Source organism: Kitasatospora sp. NPDC091335 (genome assembly GCF_044757205.1).
In the GTDB taxonomy this organism is placed as follows: Bacteria; Actinomycetota; Actinomycetes; order Streptomycetales; family Streptomycetaceae; genus Kitasatospora.
In genome coordinates this window covers 44,626-63,077 of sequence record NZ_JBIVUM010000033.1, presented here as the reverse complement: position 1 = coordinate 63,077, position 18,452 = coordinate 44,626, and the positions used below count along the sequence as shown (strand labels likewise).

Here is an 18,452-nt window from a genome sequence, read left to right as displayed (position 1 = left end):
AAGGAACGGACGCTTCCTTCGGACTGCCTTCCAGCAGGCCCTCCGGGCTTCGTTCTTTCGTGTTTCCAGCTTACCAGATGTTTTCCGCTCCGTTTTCCGGAGTTTCATTCATCCGATTCCCGCCGACGGGATTCCTGCAAACTTCGTTCCGAAGCCTATCAAAGCTTTCGGAGTGTTCAGTCCGCGGGATTTGCTTCGTCAGAGGACGCGCATTCCGTGAAATGCGCTCGCCTCGATTCGGCGGTGTCGTAGACACTAACGCCCGGGCCCGACTGTTGTCCAGCCAGTCCCAACCGTTGAAACCTACTAGTCCATCCTCGCCACGTCAATGGTTTGGCCGGACAGGGAAGAAGAGTACCAGGTCAGAGGCCTGTTGATCACATCGGCTCAGGCCGCGACGGGCTGGAGGTCCGCCCGGTCGGCCGCGTCCAGATCACCGGACTCTCCGCCCTCGGCGGCCCGCCGGCCCAGCACCAGGGCGTAGAGGAGGAAGGCCGCCTCGGCCAGTACGCCGATCGCGATGCGGGCCCAGGTCGGCAGGCCGGACGGGGTCACGAAGGCTTCCAGGACGCCGGAGACCGCCAGGACCGTCGCCAGGCCGATCGACATTCCGATGATGGAGCGGCCCTGTTCCGCCAAAGCCACCGCGCGGGTGCGCGGGCCCGGGTCGATGACGGTCCAGCCGAGGCGCAGACCGAGTCCGCCCGCCACGAAGACCGCGGTCAGTTCCAGCAGGCCGTGCGGGATGAGCAGGCCGAGGAAGACGTCGAGGCGCCCGGCGGAGGCCATCAGTCCGACGCCGATGCCGAGGTTGACCACGTTGGTCCACATCACGTAGAGCACCGGGATGCCCAGCGCGATCCCGAACAGCAGGCACTGCACGGCGATCCAGGCGTTGTTCGTCCAGACCTGTGCGGCGAAGGAGCCGGCCGGCCGGTCCGAGTAGTACGCCTCGTACTGGCCGCCGGGGCGGGTGAGCTCCTGGAGGTGCTCGGGCGCGACCAGGCTGTTGCGGACCTCCGGATGGGTGGCCACCCACCACGCGAGCAGCGCGGTGGCGACCATCGAGACGACCGCGACCGGCACCCACCAGCGGCGCGCGCGGTACAGCGCGGCCGGGAAGCTCACCGTGTAGTAACGGGCGACGTCCTGCCAGCCGTTGGTCCTGGCGCCGGTCACCGCGCTGCGGGCGCGCGAGACCAGGCCCGTCAGCCGGCTGACCAGGGCCGGGTCCGGCGCGGAGGCCTGGGCCTTGGCGAGGTGGCCGGTGGCGCGCTGGTAGAGCGTGACCAGTTCGTCGGCCTCCTCCCCGGTGAGCCGGCGCCGACGGGCGAGGGCGTCCAGCCGGGCCCACTCCCCCTGGTGGGTGGCGACGAAGACGTCCAGGTCCATTTCGGCGGCTCCATGATCGGCGGCGGACGCGGACGTGCGTGCGCGGGCGGGTACGGGCGGACACGTGCGGCCCAGCATGCCAGCAGCGGCCGCTGCCCCGGCCGTCGGGATCTCACTTCCCGTGCGCCCACCGGGCCCCGTATGTTGGCGGCTGCGGATCAGACCGCGCAGAGCGGGTCACGGGGGCCGATCCGGGGTGATTCCCTCCCCTGCACCGCCGCCCGCGCGGACCGGGATTCTCCATGGGCGAGCCGTACCGGCTCCAAGAGCGTGAACGGACAGGTGTCTTGAGCGACCTGGTGACGGGCGAGGCGGTCGTCCTCGGCCTCCAGACGGCGAAGCTTCCCAGCAGGGCGCTGGCGATCGTGATCGACCTGCTGGTGGAGTTCGCCGCCCTGCTGGTGTTCACGCTGGTGCTGAGCCTCGCCCTGATCGGCCTCGACGGCGCGGCGCTGGCCGCCACGATGATCGGCCTGATGGTGTTCTTCCTGGTCGCCGTGCCCGTGATGATCGAGACCTTCACCCGCGGCCGTTCGCTCGGCAAGGCCGCGCTCGGCCTGCGGGTGGTACGCACCGACGGCGGGCCCGTGCGGTTCCGGCACTCGCTGGTCCGCGGGCTGGTCGGCTTCTTCGAGATGGTCGTGCTGACCGGGGCCCCGGCCGTGATCACCTCGGCGGTGCACTCGGAGGGCAAGCGGCTCGGCGACATCTTCGCCGGGACGGTGGTCGTCCGCGAGCGCACCCCGGTCGCGGGCGGCTCCGCCTCCCCGCTGCCGCCGGTGCACCCGCACCTGCTACAGGCGATGGGCCACGAGCTGGTCGCGATGGACCTGTCCGCGGTGCCGGAGCCGCTCTGGCTGTCCATCCGCCAACTCCTCGGCCGGATCGGCCAGTTGGACGAGTCGGTGATGCACAGGATGTCCGCCGGCCTGGCCGATGACCTGGCCGCGCGGATCGGCCACCCGGTCGCGCCGGGGCTGCACCCGGCGGCGTACCTGGGTGCGGTGCTCACCGAGCGCCAGCGGCGGGAGTGGACGCGGGCCCACCAGCGGCTGTGGGCGGCCGGTCCGGTACCCGCCCAGCCGGGCCCCGCCCAGGTGCCCGCTCCCCGTCCAGCCTCCGGAACCTTCCCCGCTCCCGCTCCCGCCCAGGCTCCGACGGGCCCCGCCGACGGACGGCCCGTCCGGGTCCTCGGCCTGCCGACGCCACCCGCACCCGGCGCACCGGCCGCACCGGCGGCCCCGTCCTTCGACAAGCCCGCCGCCGGCACCGGCTTCGCCCCGCCCGCCTGACTCCGCGCCAGGGCCCCGGCGACGGACGGCACGGCCCCGCTACTCCTCCTCCTCAGCCCCCACCCGCCAGGCGTTCGGCGGCGACTCCAGCTCCTCCAGCTCGATGCCCCCGGCCGCCAGCACCACGTCCCCCGCCAGGTGGACGACCTGCTGCTCCCCCGTCTCCAGGTCGGCCACCTGGTACCGCTCGACCAGCAGCGGCCCCGAGTCCGTCGGGTGGGTGTCGACGCCCTCCAGCAGCCACCCCTGGTCGAGGGTGCGCGGCGCCAGCACCGGCTCGGTGAACGCCACCAGCCGCACCCGCGCGCTCGCCCCCTCGCGCAGCCGCAGCAGCCGGGCGGTCGCGACCAGGAAGCCCGGCGAGCGGCCGGTGAAGGCGTGCGCCCGGTCGTGCCCCTCCGCCGCGTTCTCACCACCGGGGTCGGCCGGGTCGGTACGGACCCAGGCCACCCCGTCCACCGCCCCGCCACGCACCTGCCAGCCGCCGGCCCGCAGTTCCATCCGCAGCGGCCGGGCGCGCGAGTCCAGCGTGAGATCGGTGCTGCCGAGCACCCGGCCGTCCGGCGCGTAGGTCTTGGAGACGTACCGCCACCCGGCCGCCCCGGGGGCGCAGCTGAAGCGCTCCTCGCCGAGCTGGACGTGGTCGTGCGGGTCGGAGAGGGAGTAACGGCCGTTGGGCATGCCGGAAAGCCTACGTGCGCACATCGCGTGCAACGTTCCGGGCGGTGCCCGCATTAGAGGGGCGGACGGCGCGGCAGGAGGCCGCCACCACGACGAGAGGGGGTGCGGATGGCGAAGCACGCGCGCGACGCGGAGTTCACGGAGTACGTGGCCTCCAGGAGCGGCTGGCTGCGCAAGGTCGCCTATCTGCTGTGCGGGGACTGGCACCGGGCCGACGACCTGGTCCAGGAGTGCGCGACCAAGCTGTACGTGAACTGGTCGCGGGCCGGCCGGGTCGAGAACCTGGACGGCTACGCCCGCAGGGTGCTGGTCAACACCTTCCTCGCGGAGCAGCGCTCGCCCTGGTGGCGTCGGACGACCCGGACCGCGACGACGGCGGACATCGCCTCGGTGGCCGCCGACCTCGACGTCCGGCTCGACCTGCACAAGGCGCTGGCCGCGTTGCCGCCCAGGCAGCGGGCCACCGTGGTGCTCCGGTACTACTGCGATCTCACGGTCGATCAGACCGCTGATGCGATGAGCTGCTCCTCGGGCAATGTGAAGAGCCAGACCTCCCGTGCTCTCACCACCCTCCGCACGACGCTCTCCCCGCGTCCCGACAACGCCGAGAGGACGTCATGAGGTCGCACGAACAGCGTGATCTGACCGCCCGGCTGAACGCCCTCGCCGAGAGCCCCGCACCGCCCGCCGCCCTCGACGCCACGGCGGTGATCGCCCGCGGACGGGTCCGGCTGCGCCGCCGCCGGCAGGCCCTGATCGGCGTGGTGGCGGGGTCGACCGCCGCCGTCCTGGCCGGCGTGCTGCTGCTGCGCCCGACCGACGGGGCCTCCGTACCGGCCCTCCCCACGCCGACCGCCCCGACCCTGGCCGCACCGTCCCCGACCGCCACGCCGAAGCCGACGGCGTCCGCCGGGCCGCTGAGCACCGAGGCCCGCTTCGGCTGGCTGCCGTCGTGGCTGGCCCAGCCGGCCGTCGGTTACGCGAAGAGCGACGGCCAGTCCGTCGCCACGGCCTCCACGAGGACCGCCGTCCAAGGGGCGTACCCCAGCCTGAGGCTCTCACTGCTGAACGGCACCGCCGAGTCCGTCGCCCCCGGGCTGCACAAGGTCACCGCTCCCGCGGTCGACGGCCGGGAGGCCCACTGGCTGAGCTCCGACGAACCGTCGGGGGGCCCGGTCGTCCTGCGCTGGATGACCGCCTCCGGCCGCTGGGCCGAGCTGACCGCCTCGCTGTGGTCGGGGGCGAAGGTCCAGAGCGACCTGCTCCGGGTCGCGGCCGGCGCCGAGTTCGCCGGCCGGGACGTCCCGTTCCCGGTGCGGCCGACCGCCGTGCCCGCCGACCTCACGCTGCGCAACGTCGAACTCCACCGGCCTTCCAGGGACTCCGAGCCCCCGTGGAGCACCATCGTGTCGTACACCGTCGACGGGAAGTGGCTGAGCGTCACGGCCCAGCCGGCCGACTTCGGGGTGTTCGCGGACGGCCGGACGGACGGCGGCACACCGGTCTGCCGGGTCGAGAAGGGCGTCCGGCTCTGCGCCAACGGCACTGCGGCGGGGATTCCGTCCGTCCAGCGGATCGGCGGACTGGCGGGCCTGCTCGCCCGGTTCGAGGTGCTCGGCGCCGACGAGGCCTCCTGGAGCGCGGACGGGGGCCGCTGACGGCGGACGCCGACGGCCGGCGCCCCCTCGGGGAGGACGCCGGCCGTCGGTTCCGTCAACCGGTCAGTAGCGGTACTGGTCCGCCTTGTACGGGCCCTCGACCGGGACGCCGATGTAGTCGGCCTGGTCCTTGGTCAGGGTGGTCAGCTTCACGCCCAGCGCGTCGAGGTGCAGGCGGGCGACCTTCTCGTCCAGGTGCTTCGGCAGCACGTAGACGCCGATCGGGTACTGCTCGGTCTTCGTGAACAGCTCGATCTGGGCGATCGTCTGGTTGGCGAAGGAGTTGGACATCACGAAGGACGGGTGGCCGGTCGCGTTGCCCAGGTTCAGCAGGCGGCCCTCGGACAGCATGATGATGGTGTGGCCGTCGGCGAAGCGCCACTCGTGGACCTGCGGCTTGACCTCGGTCTTCACGATGCCGGGCAGCTTCGACAGGCCCGCGATGTCGATCTCGTTGTCGAAGTGGCCGATGTTGCCGACGATCGCCTGGTGCTTCATCTTCTCCATGTGCGCGGCAAGGATGATGTCCTTGTTGCCCGTGGTGGTGATGAAGATGTCCGCGATCGAGACGACCTCCTCCAGGGTGGTGACCTGGTAGCCGTCCATCGCGGCCTGGAGCGCGCAGATCGGGTCGATCTCGGTGATGATCACGCGGGCGCCCTGGCCGCGCAGCGACTCGGCGCAGCCCTTGCCGACGTCGCCGTAGCCCGCGACGACGGCGACCTTGCCGCCGATCAGGACGTCGGTGGCGCGGTTGATGCCGTCGATCAGCGAGTGGCGGCAGCCGTACTTGTTGTCGAACTTCGACTTGGTGACGGCGTCGTTGACGTTGATGGCCGGGAACAGCAGGTTGCCGTCACGGTGCATCTCGTACAGGCGGTGGACACCGGTGGTGGTCTCCTCGGTCACGCCCTTGATCGTGGCGGCGACCTCGGTCCACTTGTTCGGGGTGTCCTTGAGGGTGCGGTTGAGCAGCTCCAGGATGATCCGGAACTCGTCGTTGTCCGCGGTGGCCGGGTCCGGCGCGACGCCGGCCTTCTCGAACTCGACGCCCTTGTGGATCAGCAGGGTGGCGTCGCCGCCGTCGTCCAGGATCATGTTCGGGGTCTTGCCGTCAGGCCAGGTCAGGGCCTGCTCGGTGCACCACCAGTACTCGTCCAGGGTCTCGCCCTTCCAGGCGAAGACCGGCACGCCCTGCGGGTTCTCCGGGGTGCCCTCCGGGCCGACGGCGATGGCGGCGGCCGCGTGGTCCTGGGTGGAGAAGATGTTGCAGGAGCACCAACGGACCTCGGCACCGAGCGCCGTCAGGGTCTCGATCAGGACGGCGGTCTGCACGGTCATGTGCAGCGAGCCGGTGATGCGGGCGCCGGCCAGCGGCTGGGCCTCGGCGTACTCGGCACGGATCGCCATCAGACCGGGCATCTCGTGCTCGGCCAGCTGGATCTCCTTGCGGCCGAACGGCGCCAGGGAAAGGTCGGCGACCTTGAAGTCACCGGTGATGTCGGTCGACATGCGTCTGCTCCTCGCTGATGGGGGGTGGGGCCACGGTCCGGGTGTGCGTGCGTCGCGAGCGTCAGGCCGTACGGGTGCACGGCCGCGCCGGGGCTGCCCGGTCCGCGGTGGACCGGCTTCCCCGCTGCGCAGCACAAACCGTCGGAGGACCTCTCTCCCTCGACCGGCGCACACCCCACGGGGGCGGACCACCGATCGACCGCCATCAGCAGCGACGTTCTGGCTCTGGTGACGAATCTACACCGACGGCCCCGTCGGCCGTCCTCGGATGACCGATTTCGGCTCCCGGCCCGAGCCCGCCTCCAGCCGTGCCCCGGAGCGGGATCAGTGCCCCGCGGCCGGGCCGGGACCGCCGGGCGTGGCGGCCGGGTCGTCGCCCGCCGCGGCCTTCTCGGCGCTGTAGACGTCGGGCTCCAGGTAGATCGCCCGGGCGATCGGCACGACCGCCCTGACCCGCTCCTCGGCCGCGTCGATCGCCTCCGCCACCCGGGCCGCGCTGTCCTCCGCGTTGACGGCGACCTTGGCGGCGACCAGCAGCTCCTCCGGGCCGAGGTGCAGGGTGCGCATGTGGATCACCCCGGTGACCGACTCGCCGTCCACCAGCGCCTCCCGGATCCGCCGCACCGACTCCTTGTCGGCGGACTCGCCGAGCAGCAGCGACTTGGTCTCCAGCGCGAGGACCACGGCGATCACCACCAGCAGGACGCCGATGCTCAGGGTGCCGATGCCGTCCCAGATGCCGTCCCCGGTGATCACGGTGAGCCCGACGCCGAACAGCGCGAGCACCAGGCCGATCAGCGCTCCGGTGTCCTCCAGCAGCACCACCGGCAGCTCCGGCGCCTTGGCGGTGCGGATGAACTGCACCCAGCCCTGGCTGCCCTTGGCCTTGGCCGACTCCCGCATCGCGGTGAGGAAGGACCAGCCCTCCATGCCGATGGCGAAGACCAGCACGCCGACCGCCCAGCCCCAGGCGTCCAGCGTCTCCGGGTGGCTGATCTTGTGCCAGCCCTCGTAGATCGCGAACAGGCCACCGACGCTGAACAGCACGATGGCCACCAGGAAGCCGTACACGTAGCGCTCGCGGCCGTAGCCGAAGGGGTGTTCCTCGTCCGCCGCCCGGCGCGCCCGCTTGCCGCCGACCAGCAGCAGCACCTGGTTGCCCGAGTCGGCCACCGAGTGCACGCCCTCGGCCAGCATCGAGGAGGAGCCGGTGAAGCCGAAGGCGGTGAACTTGGCCACCGCGATCGCCAGATTCGCGGACAGGGCCGCGACCAGAGCCTTGGTGCCGCCTTCGGTACTCATGCCTGAAGATTCCTCACGGGTCGATCGGCTTGTCGAGCGCTTACCGTACCGGCCGGGAGGTTCCGCCCGGCCGACCGTCTCAGGACTGCGCGGCGGCGAGCCCCAGGTAGACGGCGGCGAAGTCGGTCAGCGCGACCAGGTCGGCCAGCGCGTGCAGCGCGTCCGGACGGGTGCTCGCGTACTCGGTCAGCCGGACGTCGTGCGCGGCGGCCAGCCGGTGCGCCCTGGTCACGCCGAAGCTGCGCGGCCCCGCGTCCTCCTCCGGCACCTCGGCCGGACCGTCCTGCTCCTCGTCCGCCGCCTGGCCCGTCTGGCCCGGGACGTGCCGCAGCAGCAGGACCTGGAGGTGCAGCGGGTCCGGCTCCTCGACCCGGTCGCGGAAGAAGTCGTCCGGGTCGGCGCCCGCGCCCAACTGCCCGGTGAACATGCCGCGGTGGGCGGTGAGCACCTGCGGCAGCGGCCCGGCCAGCGCGGGTCGGCCGGCCCGGTCGGCCAGCTGGACGGCGAACCGGGTGGCGGCCGCCCCGGCGATCGGGCCCTCGGCCCACAGCAGCGGGACCGTCCCGGCCAGCCGCGCGGCCAGGCCCTTCGCCGGGTTGGTGTACGCGGCGGCGTCCGGGCGGCAGCGCACGGCGGCGGCGTCCAGCAGGTCGGCGACGGCCGGCAGCGCGTCGTACGGGAGCTGGGTGACGCCGATCTTCTGGGCGAGCGCCAGCAGCGGGGCGAGGTGGGACCAGAGCGCCGCCGGGTCCTCGGCCGGCAGGTCGGGCTCGGCGGGCCGGGCGGGGGTGAGGTCCTCGGGCGGCCCCGAGGCGACGAACGGCAGCGGCAGCGCGCGCACCTGGAGCGCGGCCTCGGCCAGCGCGCTGCCGTCCGGGGCGGTGACCACGATCGCGCAGCCGCGCGCGTACGCCTGCTCGGCGAGGCCGACCAGGCCGCGCTCGCCGCCGTCGGCGGAGCTGATCACCAGCAGGTCCAGCGGGCCTGCCCAGCCGGGCAGCTGCCAGCCGAGACCGGCGGTGAAGGCGGGCGGGGCGCCGGCCCGGTCGACCCGCGGGGCGGACACCTCGGTCGGCGGCAGCGGAGTCACCAGGGAGGCCGTGCCGGCCAGCACGGACAGCATCTCGGCCGCGGTCAGCGCGCTGCCGTGCCCGGCGACCAGGACGGCGCGCGGGCGGCCGTCCGGGCGCAGCCGGTCGAGGCCGGCCGCGTCGGCCCGGCGCAGCGCGGTGCGGACCCGCGCGCCGGCGCCGGCCAGGGCCAGCAGGGCGCGGTCGTGGTCGGCGCGCTGGAGGGCGGCCGGGTCGTCGAGCAGGGTGTCGTCGAGCATGCGGCGAACCTCCGGCTGCGGTCCTGGGCGCGCGCTCGGTCGCGCGCCGGGCGGTCGGGGTGGGGCGTCGCCCCCAGGATCAGGCCGGGCGGCGGGCCTCGTCCACCAGGAGGACCGGAATGCCGTCGCGGACCGGGTACACGAGGCCGCAGTCCGCGCCGGTGCAGTCCAGCTCGGGCTGCTCCTCGGTGCCGCCCTCGGCGAGCGCGGCCCGGCACTGCGGGCAGACCAGGATCTCCAGCAGGAAGGATTCGAGCTTCATGGGGGCTCTCCAAAGTTCGGGGGTGGCACGGAGGTGCCCCGGCCGATAGGAAACCCTACCGGCCGGGGCACCACCCGCCGAGGTCAGGCGCGTCCGCTCGGACGGGCCCGAGGTCAGCCGCGGACGACGGCCAGCACGCCGTCGCGCAGCTCGGCCATCTTCGCCGGGTCCCTGGCCTCGACGTTCAGGCGCAGCAGCGGCTCGGTGTTGGAGGCGCGCAGGTTGAACCACCAGTCCTGGCCGGCCACGGTGAGGCCGTCCAGCTCGTCCACCGTGGTGCCCTCCAGGCCGGCGTACGCGGCGCGGACGGCGGCGGTGCTGGCGGCCTGGTCGGCGACGGTGCTGTTGATCTCGCCGGAGGCGGCGTAGCGGTCGTACTCGGCGGTGAGCTCGGACAGCGCGCCCTGCTGCCCGCCGAGCGCGGCCAGCACGTGCAGCGCGGCCAGCATGCCGGTGTCGGCGCGCCAGAAGTCGCGGAAGTAGTAGTGGGCGGAGTGCTCGCCGCCGAAGACGGCGTCGGTCTCGGCCATCTCCTGCTTGATGAAGGAGTGGCCGACCCTGGTGCGCACCGGCTTGGCACCCAGCTCGCGGACCACCTCGGGGACGGTCCAGGAGGTGATCAGGTTGTGGATGACCGTCGGCTCGGCCTCGCCGGCGGCGCGGGCGCGGGCCACCTCGCGGACCGCGACCAGGGCGGTGATCGCCGACGGGGAGACCGGCTCGCCGCGCTCGTCCACGACGAAGCAGCGGTCGGCGTCGCCGTCGAAGGCCAGGCCGATGTCGGCGCCGACCTCGCGGACCCTGGCCTGGAGGTCGACGATGTTCTTCGGGTCCAGCGGGTTGGCCTCGTGGTTCGGGAAGGTGCCGTCCAGCTCGAAGTACATCGGGACGAGCTCGATCGGCAGGCCGTCGAAGACGGTCGGCACGGTGTGGCCGCCCATGCCGTTGCCGGCGTCCACCACGACCTTGAGCGGGCGGATCGCGGTGAGGTCGACCAGGCCGAGCAGGTGGTCGGCGTAGCCGCGCAGGGTGTCCTGGGCGGACAGCCCGCCCGGCTTCACGTCCCTGGCCGGGACGGTGACGGTGTCGTCCTCGCCGGTCCAGGACTCGACCAGCTCGCGGATCTCGGCCAGGCCGGTGTCCTGGCCGACCGGGGCGGCGCCGGCCCGGCACAGCTTGATGCCGTTGTACTGGGCCGGGTTGTGGCTGGCGGTGAACATCGCGCCGGGCAGGTCGAGCTTGCCGCTGGCGTAGTAGAGCTGGTCGGTGGAGCACAGCCCGATCTGCACCACGTCGGCGCCGTAGGCCGCGGCGCCCTCGGCGAAGGCCAGGCTCAGCGACGGGGAGGAGGGGCGCATGTCGTGCCCGACCACGATCGCGGTCGCGCCGGTGACCTGCACGAACGCGGCGCCGAAGGCCCGGGACAGGCTCTCGTCCCACTGGTCCGGGACGACGCCTCGGACGTCGTACGCCTTCACGAGCTGCTTGAGGTCGCGCACTGCGGCTCCACCCTGGTCTCTGTACTGGTCGGTCACGGTACGTCGGGGCCGCCGCCCGTCCGGTCGACGGGCGCGCGGTGACGGTAGACGGGCAGCGTACCCGGGCCGGGCGAACGCACCGTGCCAGGTGAGGCCTCAGTTGTCGGGCGAGCGCAGCACCCGGAGGTGGCCGCGGCGGCTGCCCTCGACGGACTCGCCTCCGGGCCCGCGCCCCTGACGGGGGGTCTGCGGGCGGGCGGCCTCGCGCACGGCGTTGGCCAGCGCCTCCAGGTCGTCGCTGCTGCGGCGCAGCGGTCCCGCCTCGGCGGCGAGCCGGACGACCTCCCAGCCGCGCGGGGCGGTGAGGCGCTCGGCGTGCTCGGCGCACAGGTCGTAGCAGTGCGGCTCGGCGTAGGTGGCGAGCGGGCCGAGGACGGCGGTGGAGTCCGCGTAGACGTACGTCAGCGTCGCGACGGCCGGCCGGCCGCACGCGGTCCGCGAACAACGACGTACAGAGCTCACGAGGGTGGACGGTACCGCACTCCCCGCCGGGGAGCGAAGACCGCCTGCCCGGAGGGGGTGCCGTGTCGTCGTCCGGGCGCCGGGGCCGCGCATCCGACGCCCCGTGCGATTCCCGGTCGGAGTGGTCCACTTCCGACCGTCCAAGGACTACCCTCGGCAGTGATATGGACAGCTCCGCACCGCAGTCATCGACAGGGCCAGCGCGCCGCCCCCGGCACCGCGACCGGCACGGCAGGGGCCTGCGCGGCCCGCTGGCGCCTCCCCAGGTGCCGATCTCGCTCACCCGTTCCGAACTGTTCGACGACTACGTGCGCGAGTCGGTGGAGCGCCTCGAACGGCGGTGGCCGCAGCTGATCGAGGTGGAGTTCGCCGTCCAGGAGGTGCCGCTGCACGAGCCGGACGGCGGCGACGGCGAGGACGGGGTGCCGCTGGGGCGGGTGTCGCCGGGCAAGCAGGGGCGCAAGAGCCAGATCGTGGTGTACCGGCGGCCGGTGGAGATCCGGGCGAAGACCCGGGAGGACCGCGCGGCGCTGGTGCACGAGATCCTGATCGAGCAGGTCGCCGAGCTGCTGGGGCTCTCCCCGGACGCCATCGACCCGCGCTACGACGAGGACTGAGCCCGCGCCGGGATTCCGGCGCGGGCTCGCGCTCAGCGCAGGACGACGCCCGGGTCCTGGCCGGCCTGCGGGACCTTGACGGTGCTCCGGTCGTCGCGCAGCGCCTGGACCGTGAACATCGGGATGTCCTTGGCCGGGACGGACAGCATCCGGGCGGCGACCACCGGGCCGCCGGAGACGGTCTCCACGGTGAGCGCGAAGACCCCGTTCAGCCCGGCGGGCTCGGGCGCCGGGAGCGCGACGGTGCCGCCGGCCGGGAGCTGGACCTCCTTGGTGGCCGGGGTGCCGCCGCCGCTGCCGGCCGAGGCGGTGACCCGGACGGTGGCGGCCTCGCCGCTGGAGGTCAGGTAGAGCGTGGAGGCGCCGGCCCGGTTGTCGGCGACGGTGGCGCGGGCGCCGACCGGGTCGCTGCCGGCCAGCCAGGCCGCGTCGGTTTTGCCGTTGGCCGCCGCCCGGTCGATCCGCAGCCCGGCCACGACCGGGGTCCGGTGCTTGTCGTCGCTGGGCGTCAGCCGCAGCCCGGCGACCTCGTCCCGGGTGACCTTGCCGAGGTCGACGGCGGCCACCATGCCCGCCTTGACGTGGATCGACTCGTTGCCGGCCGGGCTGAACCAGCCGTTCTTGCCGGAGAGCTGGATCTTCAGGTCGGCGTCGTCCTCCGGCGGCGCCCAGACCACCAGGCGGGCGGCGGCGGTGTCGGCGGGCAGGCCGGGCAGCACCTGGGTGGGTGCCGGGTCGGCCGAGGCCGGGACCCAGTCCGCGCCCTTGCCGCCGTCGGCGGCGTGCAGCGCGGCGCCGACCCGCCCGGAGCGCACCACCACGTGCACGGCGAGGTCGGTGACGGCGCCCTTGCTGAGGGTCGACAACAGGACGGCCTGGGAGCTGCCGGGGGCGACGGTGATGCCGTTGGCGGCGTCGTTGTCGATCAGGCCCTTGTCGCCGTACAGCTTGATGTCCACCACGGCGGCGGAGGACTCGGTGTTGACCAGGCTGAGGTAGTCGACCCGGTCGCCGGCGGTACTGGCCCCGGCGAACCAGAAGCTCGTCCCGGCCGGGGTGCAGGTGAGGCCGGACAGGCCGGTGCCGCGCTGCTCGGTGACGACCGAGGTCTGGGTGACGGTGAAGCCGGGGGCGAGGGCGCCGTTGGCGACGGCACCGGTGCCGGGCGCGGCGTCGCCGTTGGCCGCCGGGCCGGTGGCCGGGGTGCCGGGCTTGGCCAGCGTCAGCCTGGCGTCGGCGGGCGCCGCGTTCTTGTCCTGGACCGGGGCGCTCGGGGCACCCGAGCCGGCCGGGGTCGCGGGAGCGGCCGGGGCCGAGGGGGCGGTGCTCGGCTGGGCGGCGGGCGCCGCGGGCGCGGCCGCGTCGGAGAGCCAGCCGGCCCCGCCGGTGGCGGAGCCCGTCCCCGGCGGGGTGTAGGCGGTGAGCGTGGTCGTTCCGGTCAGGCCCTGGACCGGCTGCGGGCAGACCGCCGACGTCCGCTCGACCTGCGCGGTGGTCGGGGCCGCTCCCGAGGCCGACTTGGCCGGGGCGGCCGGCGGGCGCAGCTCGGCGATCCCGAGCACGGCCGCGAGCACCACAGCCGCGGCGAGCAGGGACTGGGTGGTCTTGGCGGCGCCGCCGGCCCCGGCGGACCCCCCGGCGAACCGGCCGCGGCCGGCCGGGGCCGGCGCCGCCGCGAAGGCGGGCGCGGCCGGCCTGGCGGCCTCCCCGGCGCCGGACTTCTTCCTGAATGCGGGCTTCTTCATCGCGGGTCAGCTCCCCGATCCGTGCTGGTGCGGGTACCGGCCGGGGCCGTTGGGGTCGTTCGGGTCGTAGTAGGGCTCGCCCTGCTGCTGCCCGGGCAGCCAGGGCTGCTGCTCCGGCTGCTGCCGGTGGCCGTCGTCGTAGCCGTACGGCTGCTGCTGCCCCTGCTGGTACGGCTGCTCGTAGCCCTGCTGCTGGTAGCCCTGCCCGCCGCCGTCGTACCCGGGGGCGTCGTACCCCTGGCCGCCGTAGGGAGCGGCGACCGGCTGCTGGGCCGCGTACTGGTCGTAGCTGTACGGGTCGGCCTGCTGGTACGTCTGGTACGGGTCGGTGTACTGCTCGGCGTCCTGGACGGCGGCGGCCTGGACGGCTCCGGTCACCGGCTCGGCGCTCGGCTGCGCCGGGATCGCGCCCGGCTTGTCGTACACCCCGCCCTCCTCGGCACCGCCCTCGGTGCCCTCGGCGCGCTCGGCCATCCGGCGGGCCCGGCGGCTGCCGGGGGCGGGGGCCTGCGCCTGGGTGGCGGCGGCCAGCGCGGCGGCGGCGACCACCTCCTCGGGCAGGTCGTCGTCCTTGTGGCTGCGGCGGCCGGGCAGGGCCAGCACCAGGATGGTGAGGCCGAGCAGCACCTGGGCCCAGATCCAGCCGGTGTGGGCGGTGCCGCCCTCCCGGGTGACGGCCAGCTTGCCGCCGGCGGCCGGGAGCTTGAAGCCCTGCGCCCAGCCGTCGACCGTGGTGGACTCCAGCGCGGTGCCGTCCACGGTGGCCTTCCACTCGGGGGCGGCGGACTCGGCGAGCCGCAGCACCCGGCCGTCCGGTCCGGCCGGGACGGTGGCGGACAGGTCGCGGGGCCCGGACGGGACGACCACCGGGTTGGCACCCGGGGCGGTGATCACCGCGCGGACCGCAGGGGTGCCGTTGACCTGCCAGAGCGCGGCGGCGCCGTCCTGGTTGGCCTTGACCAGGCCGGGGGTGGTGTCCAGGACGTCCTTGAAGACGTCGATCACCGGCTGCTGGACGAGCACGTAGGCGATGCCGTAACCGGCCAGGGCGCTCGCCTGGTCGGCGCCGGAGCCGGCCAGCAGGCTGCCGACCATCTTGTCCAGGCCGCCCTGGGTGCCGGTCGCCGGGTCGACGGTGGACTCGGCCTGGCCGAGCGTCAGACCGGCGCCGCGCAGCACGGTGTAGCGGACCGCGCCGCCGCTCTTCTCCCCGGTGACGACGAGGGTGCGGGCCCGGTCGGTGGTGCCGGCCTCCTCGGCGATGAACGCGGGGACCTGGTCGGCCTGGCCGCGGTGCAGCGGCCCGCCGGCGCCGGTCAGCGCCCACCACAGGCCGGTGCCCAGCGGGGCCAGCACGGCCGCGGCCACCACCAGGGCGGCCACCGGCTGGCGCCAGCCGAAGGCGATCCCGGCCACCCGGGCGTTGGCGCCGTCGGCGCCGATCGCGGCAGCGGCCAGCAGGGCGATCCCGGCGATCAGGGTGGCCGGGCCGGCCCAGGCGGGCACCGCCGGGCCGCCGGAGGCCGGGGTGACGGAGGTGCCCGCCACCGCGACCGCGAAGACCAGGCTCGCGCCGGCCGCGCCCCAGGCGGCGAGCACCGCGCGGCGGCGGTCGGCGCGTAGCAGCGCGGCGAGCGCGGAGAGCACGACACCCGCCGAGAGCCAGATCGGCGGCACCCCGGCGCCGCCCGGGTTGACCATCAACAGGCCGGCCGCGCTCGCGCCGGCGCCGTGCAGGCCGGGCAGCCCGGCCTCCAGCAGCAGCCACTGCGGGTGCGACAGCACCTGGAGCGACCACGGGGCCAGGACGGCCACCGGCACCGCGAGGATCACCAGGACGCGCAGGCCGAGCAGCCGCAGCGCGGCACCGCCGGAGCCGAAGGTCCCGCCGCGCAGCACCGCGACGACCAGCATCGCCAGGCAGAGCGGCACCGCGAGCGCCCACGTTATCGGGACGAAGGCGGTGGCCAGGGTGAGCAGCAGGACGGTCATCCAGACCGGGCGCCAGCCCGGGCGGGCGCCCTTGGCCGCGCTCTCGGCACGGATGCCGAGGCCGGCCGCGATGGCGGCGGCGCGGGCGAGCGGCGGCAGCAGGACGGCCAGCACCGCGGTGCCGATCCGGCCCTGGGCGAGCGCGCCGGTCGCGGCGGGCAGCAGCGCGTAGGTGGCGCTGGCCCAGGCGCGGACCAGCTTGGAGTCCAGCAGCGGCCGGGACACCAGGTAGGCGCTGACCGCGGACAGCGGGACGGCGAGCACCACGACCAGGGTGAGCGCGAGGTCGGCGTGGTCGAACAGCAGCCAGGAGAGCACCGCGAGCACGCCGAGGTACGGCGGTGCGGCGGCGGCGGAGCCGGTGCCGACCGGGTGCCAGGCGTCCGCGTACATCGACCAGAGGCCGCCGGCGCCGTCGGCTGCGGGCAGCAGGGCGCCGCCGAACAGCTCTCCGCCGCCGAGCAGGCTGCGGCAGGCGACCAGCGCGAACACCAGCAGGGCCGCGAACAGCACCGGCGCCGGGCGCCGGGCGAGCTTCCTGACCAGTGCGAACTGCTCGACGACCAGGTCCTCGGCGTCCTCGTCGCCGCCGGCCTCGGCCGAGCCGTGCCGGCCGCCGGTGTCGTCGCCGCCCCCTATCCCGAGCGAGCCGACGACGCCCTCGACCGCCAGCCGGGTGGTGGCGCCGGGGGCGGGGAAGAGCGTGCGGTCGTCCAGGGCGTCCGCGGCCCTGGACCTGGCCCGGCGTTTGCGGGCGGCCAGCAGCCTCGGGAAGCGGACGAGTTCGTGGCCGAGGCCGGCGAGTTCGTCGAAGGCCTGGCGCGGGTCCTTGCCGAGCAGGTTGGTGACGGCCCGCAGCAGGGTGCCGAGCACCAGCCGCAGCAGGACGTAGGGGAAGAGCGCGCCCTTGCAGTTGGTGAGCAGGGTGTAGACGGCGCCGGCCTTGTCCACCCGGTGCGGGTGGGCGGGGCCGCAGTCGATCGCGCGGCGCTCGCGGGCGGCCGCCTCGGCGTGCCGCAGCACGGCGTCGGGGGCGACCACCACACGGTGGCCGGCGGCGTTGACCCGCCAGCAGAAGTCGGTGTCGTCCCGCATCAGCGGGAGGGCCTTGTCGAAGCCGCCGAGTTCCTCGAAGACGTCCCGGCGCACCAGCATGCCCGCGCTGGAGACGGCGAGCACCGGGCGGACCTGGTCGTGCTGGCCCTGGTCCTGCTCACGGCGGTCGAGTCCGGTCCAGCGGCGGCCCGAGTGGGCGATCGTCACGCCGACCTCGAGGAGCTGGCGGCGGTCGTACCAGCTGCGCAGCTTGGGGCCGACCACGGCGGCGCTGGGGGTGGAGTCGGCGACCTGGAGCAGCCGGCGCAGCGCGTCGGTCTGCGGCTCGCAGTCGTCGTGCAGCAGCCAGAGCCACTCGACCGGCCGGGTCTCGCGCGGGCCGCTGCGGCCGAGGTCGTCCTCCTGGGCGAGCGGGTCGCCGTAGTCGTCCCAGCCGCCGGTGACCGGGTCGTACCCGGAGGGGTCGAGCCGGTACGGGAGGTCCTCGGGGCGCAGCGGCGGGCTGTTGAACACGGCCTCGGCGACGGCGGTGCCGAAGCCGGCCCGGCGGCCGAGGACCAGCGGGCCGCTCTCCGGCAGCCAGTCGGAGAGGGTGTCCGCGAGCAGGTGCGGGGAGTTGTCGGTGGAGCCGGTGTCGACCGCGAGGATCCGCTGGACCTGACGGTCCTGCCCGAGCAGGCCGGCCAGTGCCCGCGGCAGCCAGCGGGCGCCGTCGTGCGAGACGATCACGGCGGTGACCAGGTGGCGCGGATAGGCGGGCGGCCGGGAAGCGGTGGAGCCGCTCTGGTGGCTGTAGACGGTCATCGCGTGCGCGGGCCCCAGTTCTCGGTGGACACAGCCGGTGAACGGCAACCGGATGGCGCACCACACTAACGGCTCCGGATGGCCGGTTCGTCCGGGGTGTGCGTGCGGAGACGGTGAAGGGGGCTCCGGGAACACGAAAGCGCCCCACCACCGCGGTGAGGCGCCCGTACAGCTTTGCGGTTGTCCCTCGTTGTCGGAGGGTCAGCGGGGGTCAGGGGCCGCCCCGGTCAGACCGCGCTCTTCTTGAGCCGACGGCGCTCGCGCTCGGAGAGGCCGCCCCAGATGCCGAAGCGCTCGTCATTGGCGAGGGCGTACTCCAGGCACTCCGACCGGACCTCGCAGGCGAGGCAGACCTTCTTCGCCTCCCGAGTCGAGCCGCCCTTCTCGGGGAAGAAGGACTCGGGGTCGGTCTGGGCGCACAACGCGCGCTCCTGCCAACCGAGTTCCTCCTCGTCCTCCGTGATGCCGTCCCCGATCAACAGCTCAAAGAGCTCGCTCATCTGGCGCGCCTCCTCTGCCCCTACTTGGCGTCCCCGTGGTTGCCGTTGCCTCGTGCGGCTGACGACACGAGTGAAATTACAGTTGCGTCACTCTGGCTCAGTCAAGCCGAGCTCTGGTATTGGGGCCGGGATTCACTCCCTGGCACCAAGCCGTTACGAATAGTGTACATATCCGGACACATCGGGCCTTCAGCCTCAAGGTCCCGAACAGTGCCGAACCATCCGCAACCATTCGCCAGGTGACGCTCGGTCACCGCCACGGGCCGGTCATCGGCCTGCTTTCCCGGCGATCTTCCCATCGAAACATAG

General features: G+C 74.1%; 16 protein-coding genes. 5 read left to right on the top strand and 11 right to left on the bottom strand.

Annotated elements, in window-relative coordinates; genetic code table 11:
• Window positions 1–220, top strand: a 220-nt coding sequence (locus tag ACIQOW_RS38870) for a hypothetical protein (protein ID WP_401092590.1), incomplete at its 5' end; no start/stop codon positions are given.
• Between the two features lie 167 nt (window positions 221–387).
• Here ACIQOW_RS38870 and ACIQOW_RS38865 read toward each other — a convergent pair.
• A complete protein-coding gene (locus ACIQOW_RS38865) occupies window positions 388–1,392 on the bottom strand; it encodes a stage II sporulation protein M (RefSeq protein WP_401092588.1) in 1,005 nt (334 codons plus the stop codon).
• Between the two features lie 287 nt (window positions 1,393–1,679).
• On the opposite strand from ACIQOW_RS38865, the gene ACIQOW_RS38860 reads away from it, so the two are divergent.
• Entirely contained in the window at window positions 1,680–2,684 is a 1,005-nt protein-coding gene (locus ACIQOW_RS38860) for an RDD family protein (RefSeq protein ID WP_401092587.1), read from the top strand.
• Between the two features lie 39 nt (window positions 2,685–2,723).
• Here ACIQOW_RS38860 and ACIQOW_RS38855 read toward each other — a convergent pair whose 3' ends face one another.
• Window positions 2,724–3,365 (bottom strand): hypothetical protein, encoded by a 642-nt coding sequence (locus ACIQOW_RS38855; protein ID WP_401092585.1) that lies wholly within the window; start codon window positions 3,363–3,365, stop codon window positions 2,724–2,726.
• Window positions 3,366–3,473: 108 nt separating this feature from the next.
• Here ACIQOW_RS38855 and ACIQOW_RS38850 point away from each other — a divergent pair, with 108 nt between their 5' ends.
• Together ACIQOW_RS38850 and ACIQOW_RS38845 are read left to right on the top strand one after the other, a co-directional pair.
• Window positions 3,474–3,986 (top strand): SigE family RNA polymerase sigma factor, encoded by a 513-nt coding sequence (locus tag ACIQOW_RS38850; protein WP_401092583.1) that lies wholly within the window; start codon window positions 3,474–3,476, stop codon window positions 3,984–3,986.
• A complete protein-coding gene (locus tag ACIQOW_RS38845; RefSeq protein ID WP_401092581.1) occupies window positions 3,983–5,023 on the top strand; it encodes a hypothetical protein in 1,041 nt (346 codons plus the stop codon). Before ACIQOW_RS38850 ends, ACIQOW_RS38845 begins: the two co-directional genes overlap by 4 nt.
• 63 nt (window positions 5,024–5,086) lie before the next feature.
• On the opposite strand, the gene ahcY is transcribed toward ACIQOW_RS38845, so the two are convergent.
• The 6 genes from ahcY to ACIQOW_RS38815 all read right to left on the bottom strand — a co-directional run bounded on the left by ahcY (window position 5,087) and on the right by ACIQOW_RS38815 (window position 11,522).
• The gene (gene ahcY, locus ACIQOW_RS38840) at window positions 5,087–6,535 is read right to left on the bottom strand and encodes an adenosylhomocysteinase (protein ID WP_401092579.1); all 1,449 of its coding nucleotides are present in this window, start codon (window positions 6,533–6,535) and stop codon (window positions 5,087–5,089) included.
• Between the two features lie 324 nt (window positions 6,536–6,859).
• Window positions 6,860–7,837 carry a cation diffusion facilitator family transporter gene (locus tag ACIQOW_RS38835; protein WP_401092577.1) on the bottom strand — a complete coding sequence of 326 codons (978 nt, stop codon included), beginning with the start codon at window positions 7,835–7,837 and terminating at the stop codon, window positions 6,860–6,862.
• 79 nt (window positions 7,838–7,916) lie between these two features.
• Window positions 7,917–9,167: an SIS domain-containing protein gene (locus ACIQOW_RS38830; RefSeq protein ID WP_401092575.1), complete on the bottom strand. Its 1,251-nt coding sequence runs from the start codon at window positions 9,165–9,167 to the stop codon at window positions 7,917–7,919.
• Between the two features lie 79 nt (window positions 9,168–9,246).
• A complete protein-coding gene (locus ACIQOW_RS38825) occupies window positions 9,247–9,429 on the bottom strand; it encodes a Trm112 family protein (RefSeq protein ID WP_401092573.1) in 183 nt (60 codons plus the stop codon).
• Window positions 9,430–9,542: 113 nt separating this feature from the next.
• Window positions 9,543–10,928, bottom strand: a complete 1,386-nt coding sequence (locus tag ACIQOW_RS38820; RefSeq protein WP_401092571.1) for a phosphomannomutase/phosphoglucomutase — start codon at window positions 10,926–10,928, stop codon at window positions 9,543–9,545.
• Window positions 10,929–11,063: 135 nt separating this feature from the next.
• Window positions 11,064–11,522: a DUF3499 domain-containing protein gene (locus tag ACIQOW_RS38815; protein WP_188295265.1), complete on the bottom strand. Its 459-nt coding sequence runs from the start codon at window positions 11,520–11,522 to the stop codon at window positions 11,064–11,066.
• A 71-nt stretch (window positions 11,523–11,593) separates the two neighbouring features.
• Here ACIQOW_RS38815 and ACIQOW_RS38810 point away from each other — a divergent pair, with 71 nt between their 5' ends.
• A complete protein-coding gene (locus ACIQOW_RS38810) occupies window positions 11,594–12,046 on the top strand; it encodes a metallopeptidase family protein (protein WP_401092568.1) in 453 nt (150 codons plus the stop codon).
• A 32-nt stretch (window positions 12,047–12,078) separates the two neighbouring features.
• Here the strand turns inward: ACIQOW_RS38810 and ACIQOW_RS38805 are convergent, their stop codons facing one another.
• The 3 genes from ACIQOW_RS38805 to ACIQOW_RS38795 all read right to left on the bottom strand — a co-directional run bounded on the left by ACIQOW_RS38805 (window position 12,079) and on the right by ACIQOW_RS38795 (window position 18,143).
• On the bottom strand, window positions 12,079–13,791 hold the full coding sequence (locus ACIQOW_RS38805; RefSeq protein ID WP_401092566.1) for a DUF5719 family protein: 1,713 nt from the start codon (window positions 13,789–13,791) through the stop codon (window positions 12,079–12,081).
• A gap of 6 nt (window positions 13,792–13,797) precedes the next feature.
• Complete coding sequence (locus ACIQOW_RS38800; RefSeq protein ID WP_401092564.1) at window positions 13,798–17,643, bottom strand: glycosyltransferase; 3,846 nt, start codon at window positions 17,641–17,643, stop codon at window positions 13,798–13,800.
• 227 nt (window positions 17,644–17,870) lie between these two features.
• The gene (locus ACIQOW_RS38795) at window positions 17,871–18,143 is read right to left on the bottom strand and encodes a WhiB family transcriptional regulator (protein ID WP_188299667.1); all 273 of its coding nucleotides are present in this window, start codon (window positions 18,141–18,143) and stop codon (window positions 17,871–17,873) included.
• Window positions 18,144–18,452: the final 309 nt, after the last annotated feature.

What these genes read in the sequence shown, in the direction of transcription:
- ACIQOW_RS38845 (WP_401092581.1), top strand. Translation starts at nt 3,983, where the DNA reads ATGAGGTCGCACGAACAGCGTGATCTGACCGCCCGGCTGAACGCCCTC.
- ACIQOW_RS38795 (WP_188299667.1), bottom strand. Translation starts at nt 18,143, where the DNA reads ATGAGCGAGCTCTTTGAGCTGTTGATCGGGGACGGCATCACGGAGGAC.
- ACIQOW_RS38835 (WP_401092577.1), bottom strand. Translation starts at nt 7,837, where the DNA reads ATGAGTACCGAAGGCGGCACCAAGGCTCTGGTCGCGGCCCTGTCCGCG.
- ACIQOW_RS38810 (WP_401092568.1), top strand. Translation starts at nt 11,594, where the DNA reads ATGGACAGCTCCGCACCGCAGTCATCGACAGGGCCAGCGCGCCGCCCC.
- ACIQOW_RS38855 (WP_401092585.1), bottom strand. Translation starts at nt 3,365, where the DNA reads ATGCCCAACGGCCGTTACTCCCTCTCCGACCCGCACGACCACGTCCAG.
- ACIQOW_RS38805 (WP_401092566.1), bottom strand. Translation starts at nt 13,791, where the DNA reads ATGAAGAAGCCCGCATTCAGGAAGAAGTCCGGCGCCGGGGAGGCCGCC.
- ACIQOW_RS38825 (WP_401092573.1), bottom strand. Translation starts at nt 9,429, where the DNA reads ATGAAGCTCGAATCCTTCCTGCTGGAGATCCTGGTCTGCCCGCAGTGC.
- ACIQOW_RS38830 (WP_401092575.1), bottom strand. Translation starts at nt 9,167, where the DNA reads ATGCTCGACGACACCCTGCTCGACGACCCGGCCGCCCTCCAGCGCGCC.
- ACIQOW_RS38865 (WP_401092588.1), bottom strand. Translation starts at nt 1,392, where the DNA reads ATGGACCTGGACGTCTTCGTCGCCACCCACCAGGGGGAGTGGGCCCGG.
- ACIQOW_RS38815 (WP_188295265.1), bottom strand. Translation starts at nt 11,522, where the DNA reads ATGCGCGGCCCCGGCGCCCGGACGACGACACGGCACCCCCTCCGGGCA.
- ACIQOW_RS38850 (WP_401092583.1), top strand. Translation starts at nt 3,474, where the DNA reads ATGGCGAAGCACGCGCGCGACGCGGAGTTCACGGAGTACGTGGCCTCC.
- ACIQOW_RS38800 (WP_401092564.1), bottom strand. Translation starts at nt 17,643, where the DNA reads ATGACCGTCTACAGCCACCAGAGCGGCTCCACCGCTTCCCGGCCGCCC.
- ahcY (WP_401092579.1), bottom strand. Translation starts at nt 6,535, where the DNA reads ATGTCGACCGACATCACCGGTGACTTCAAGGTCGCCGACCTTTCCCTG.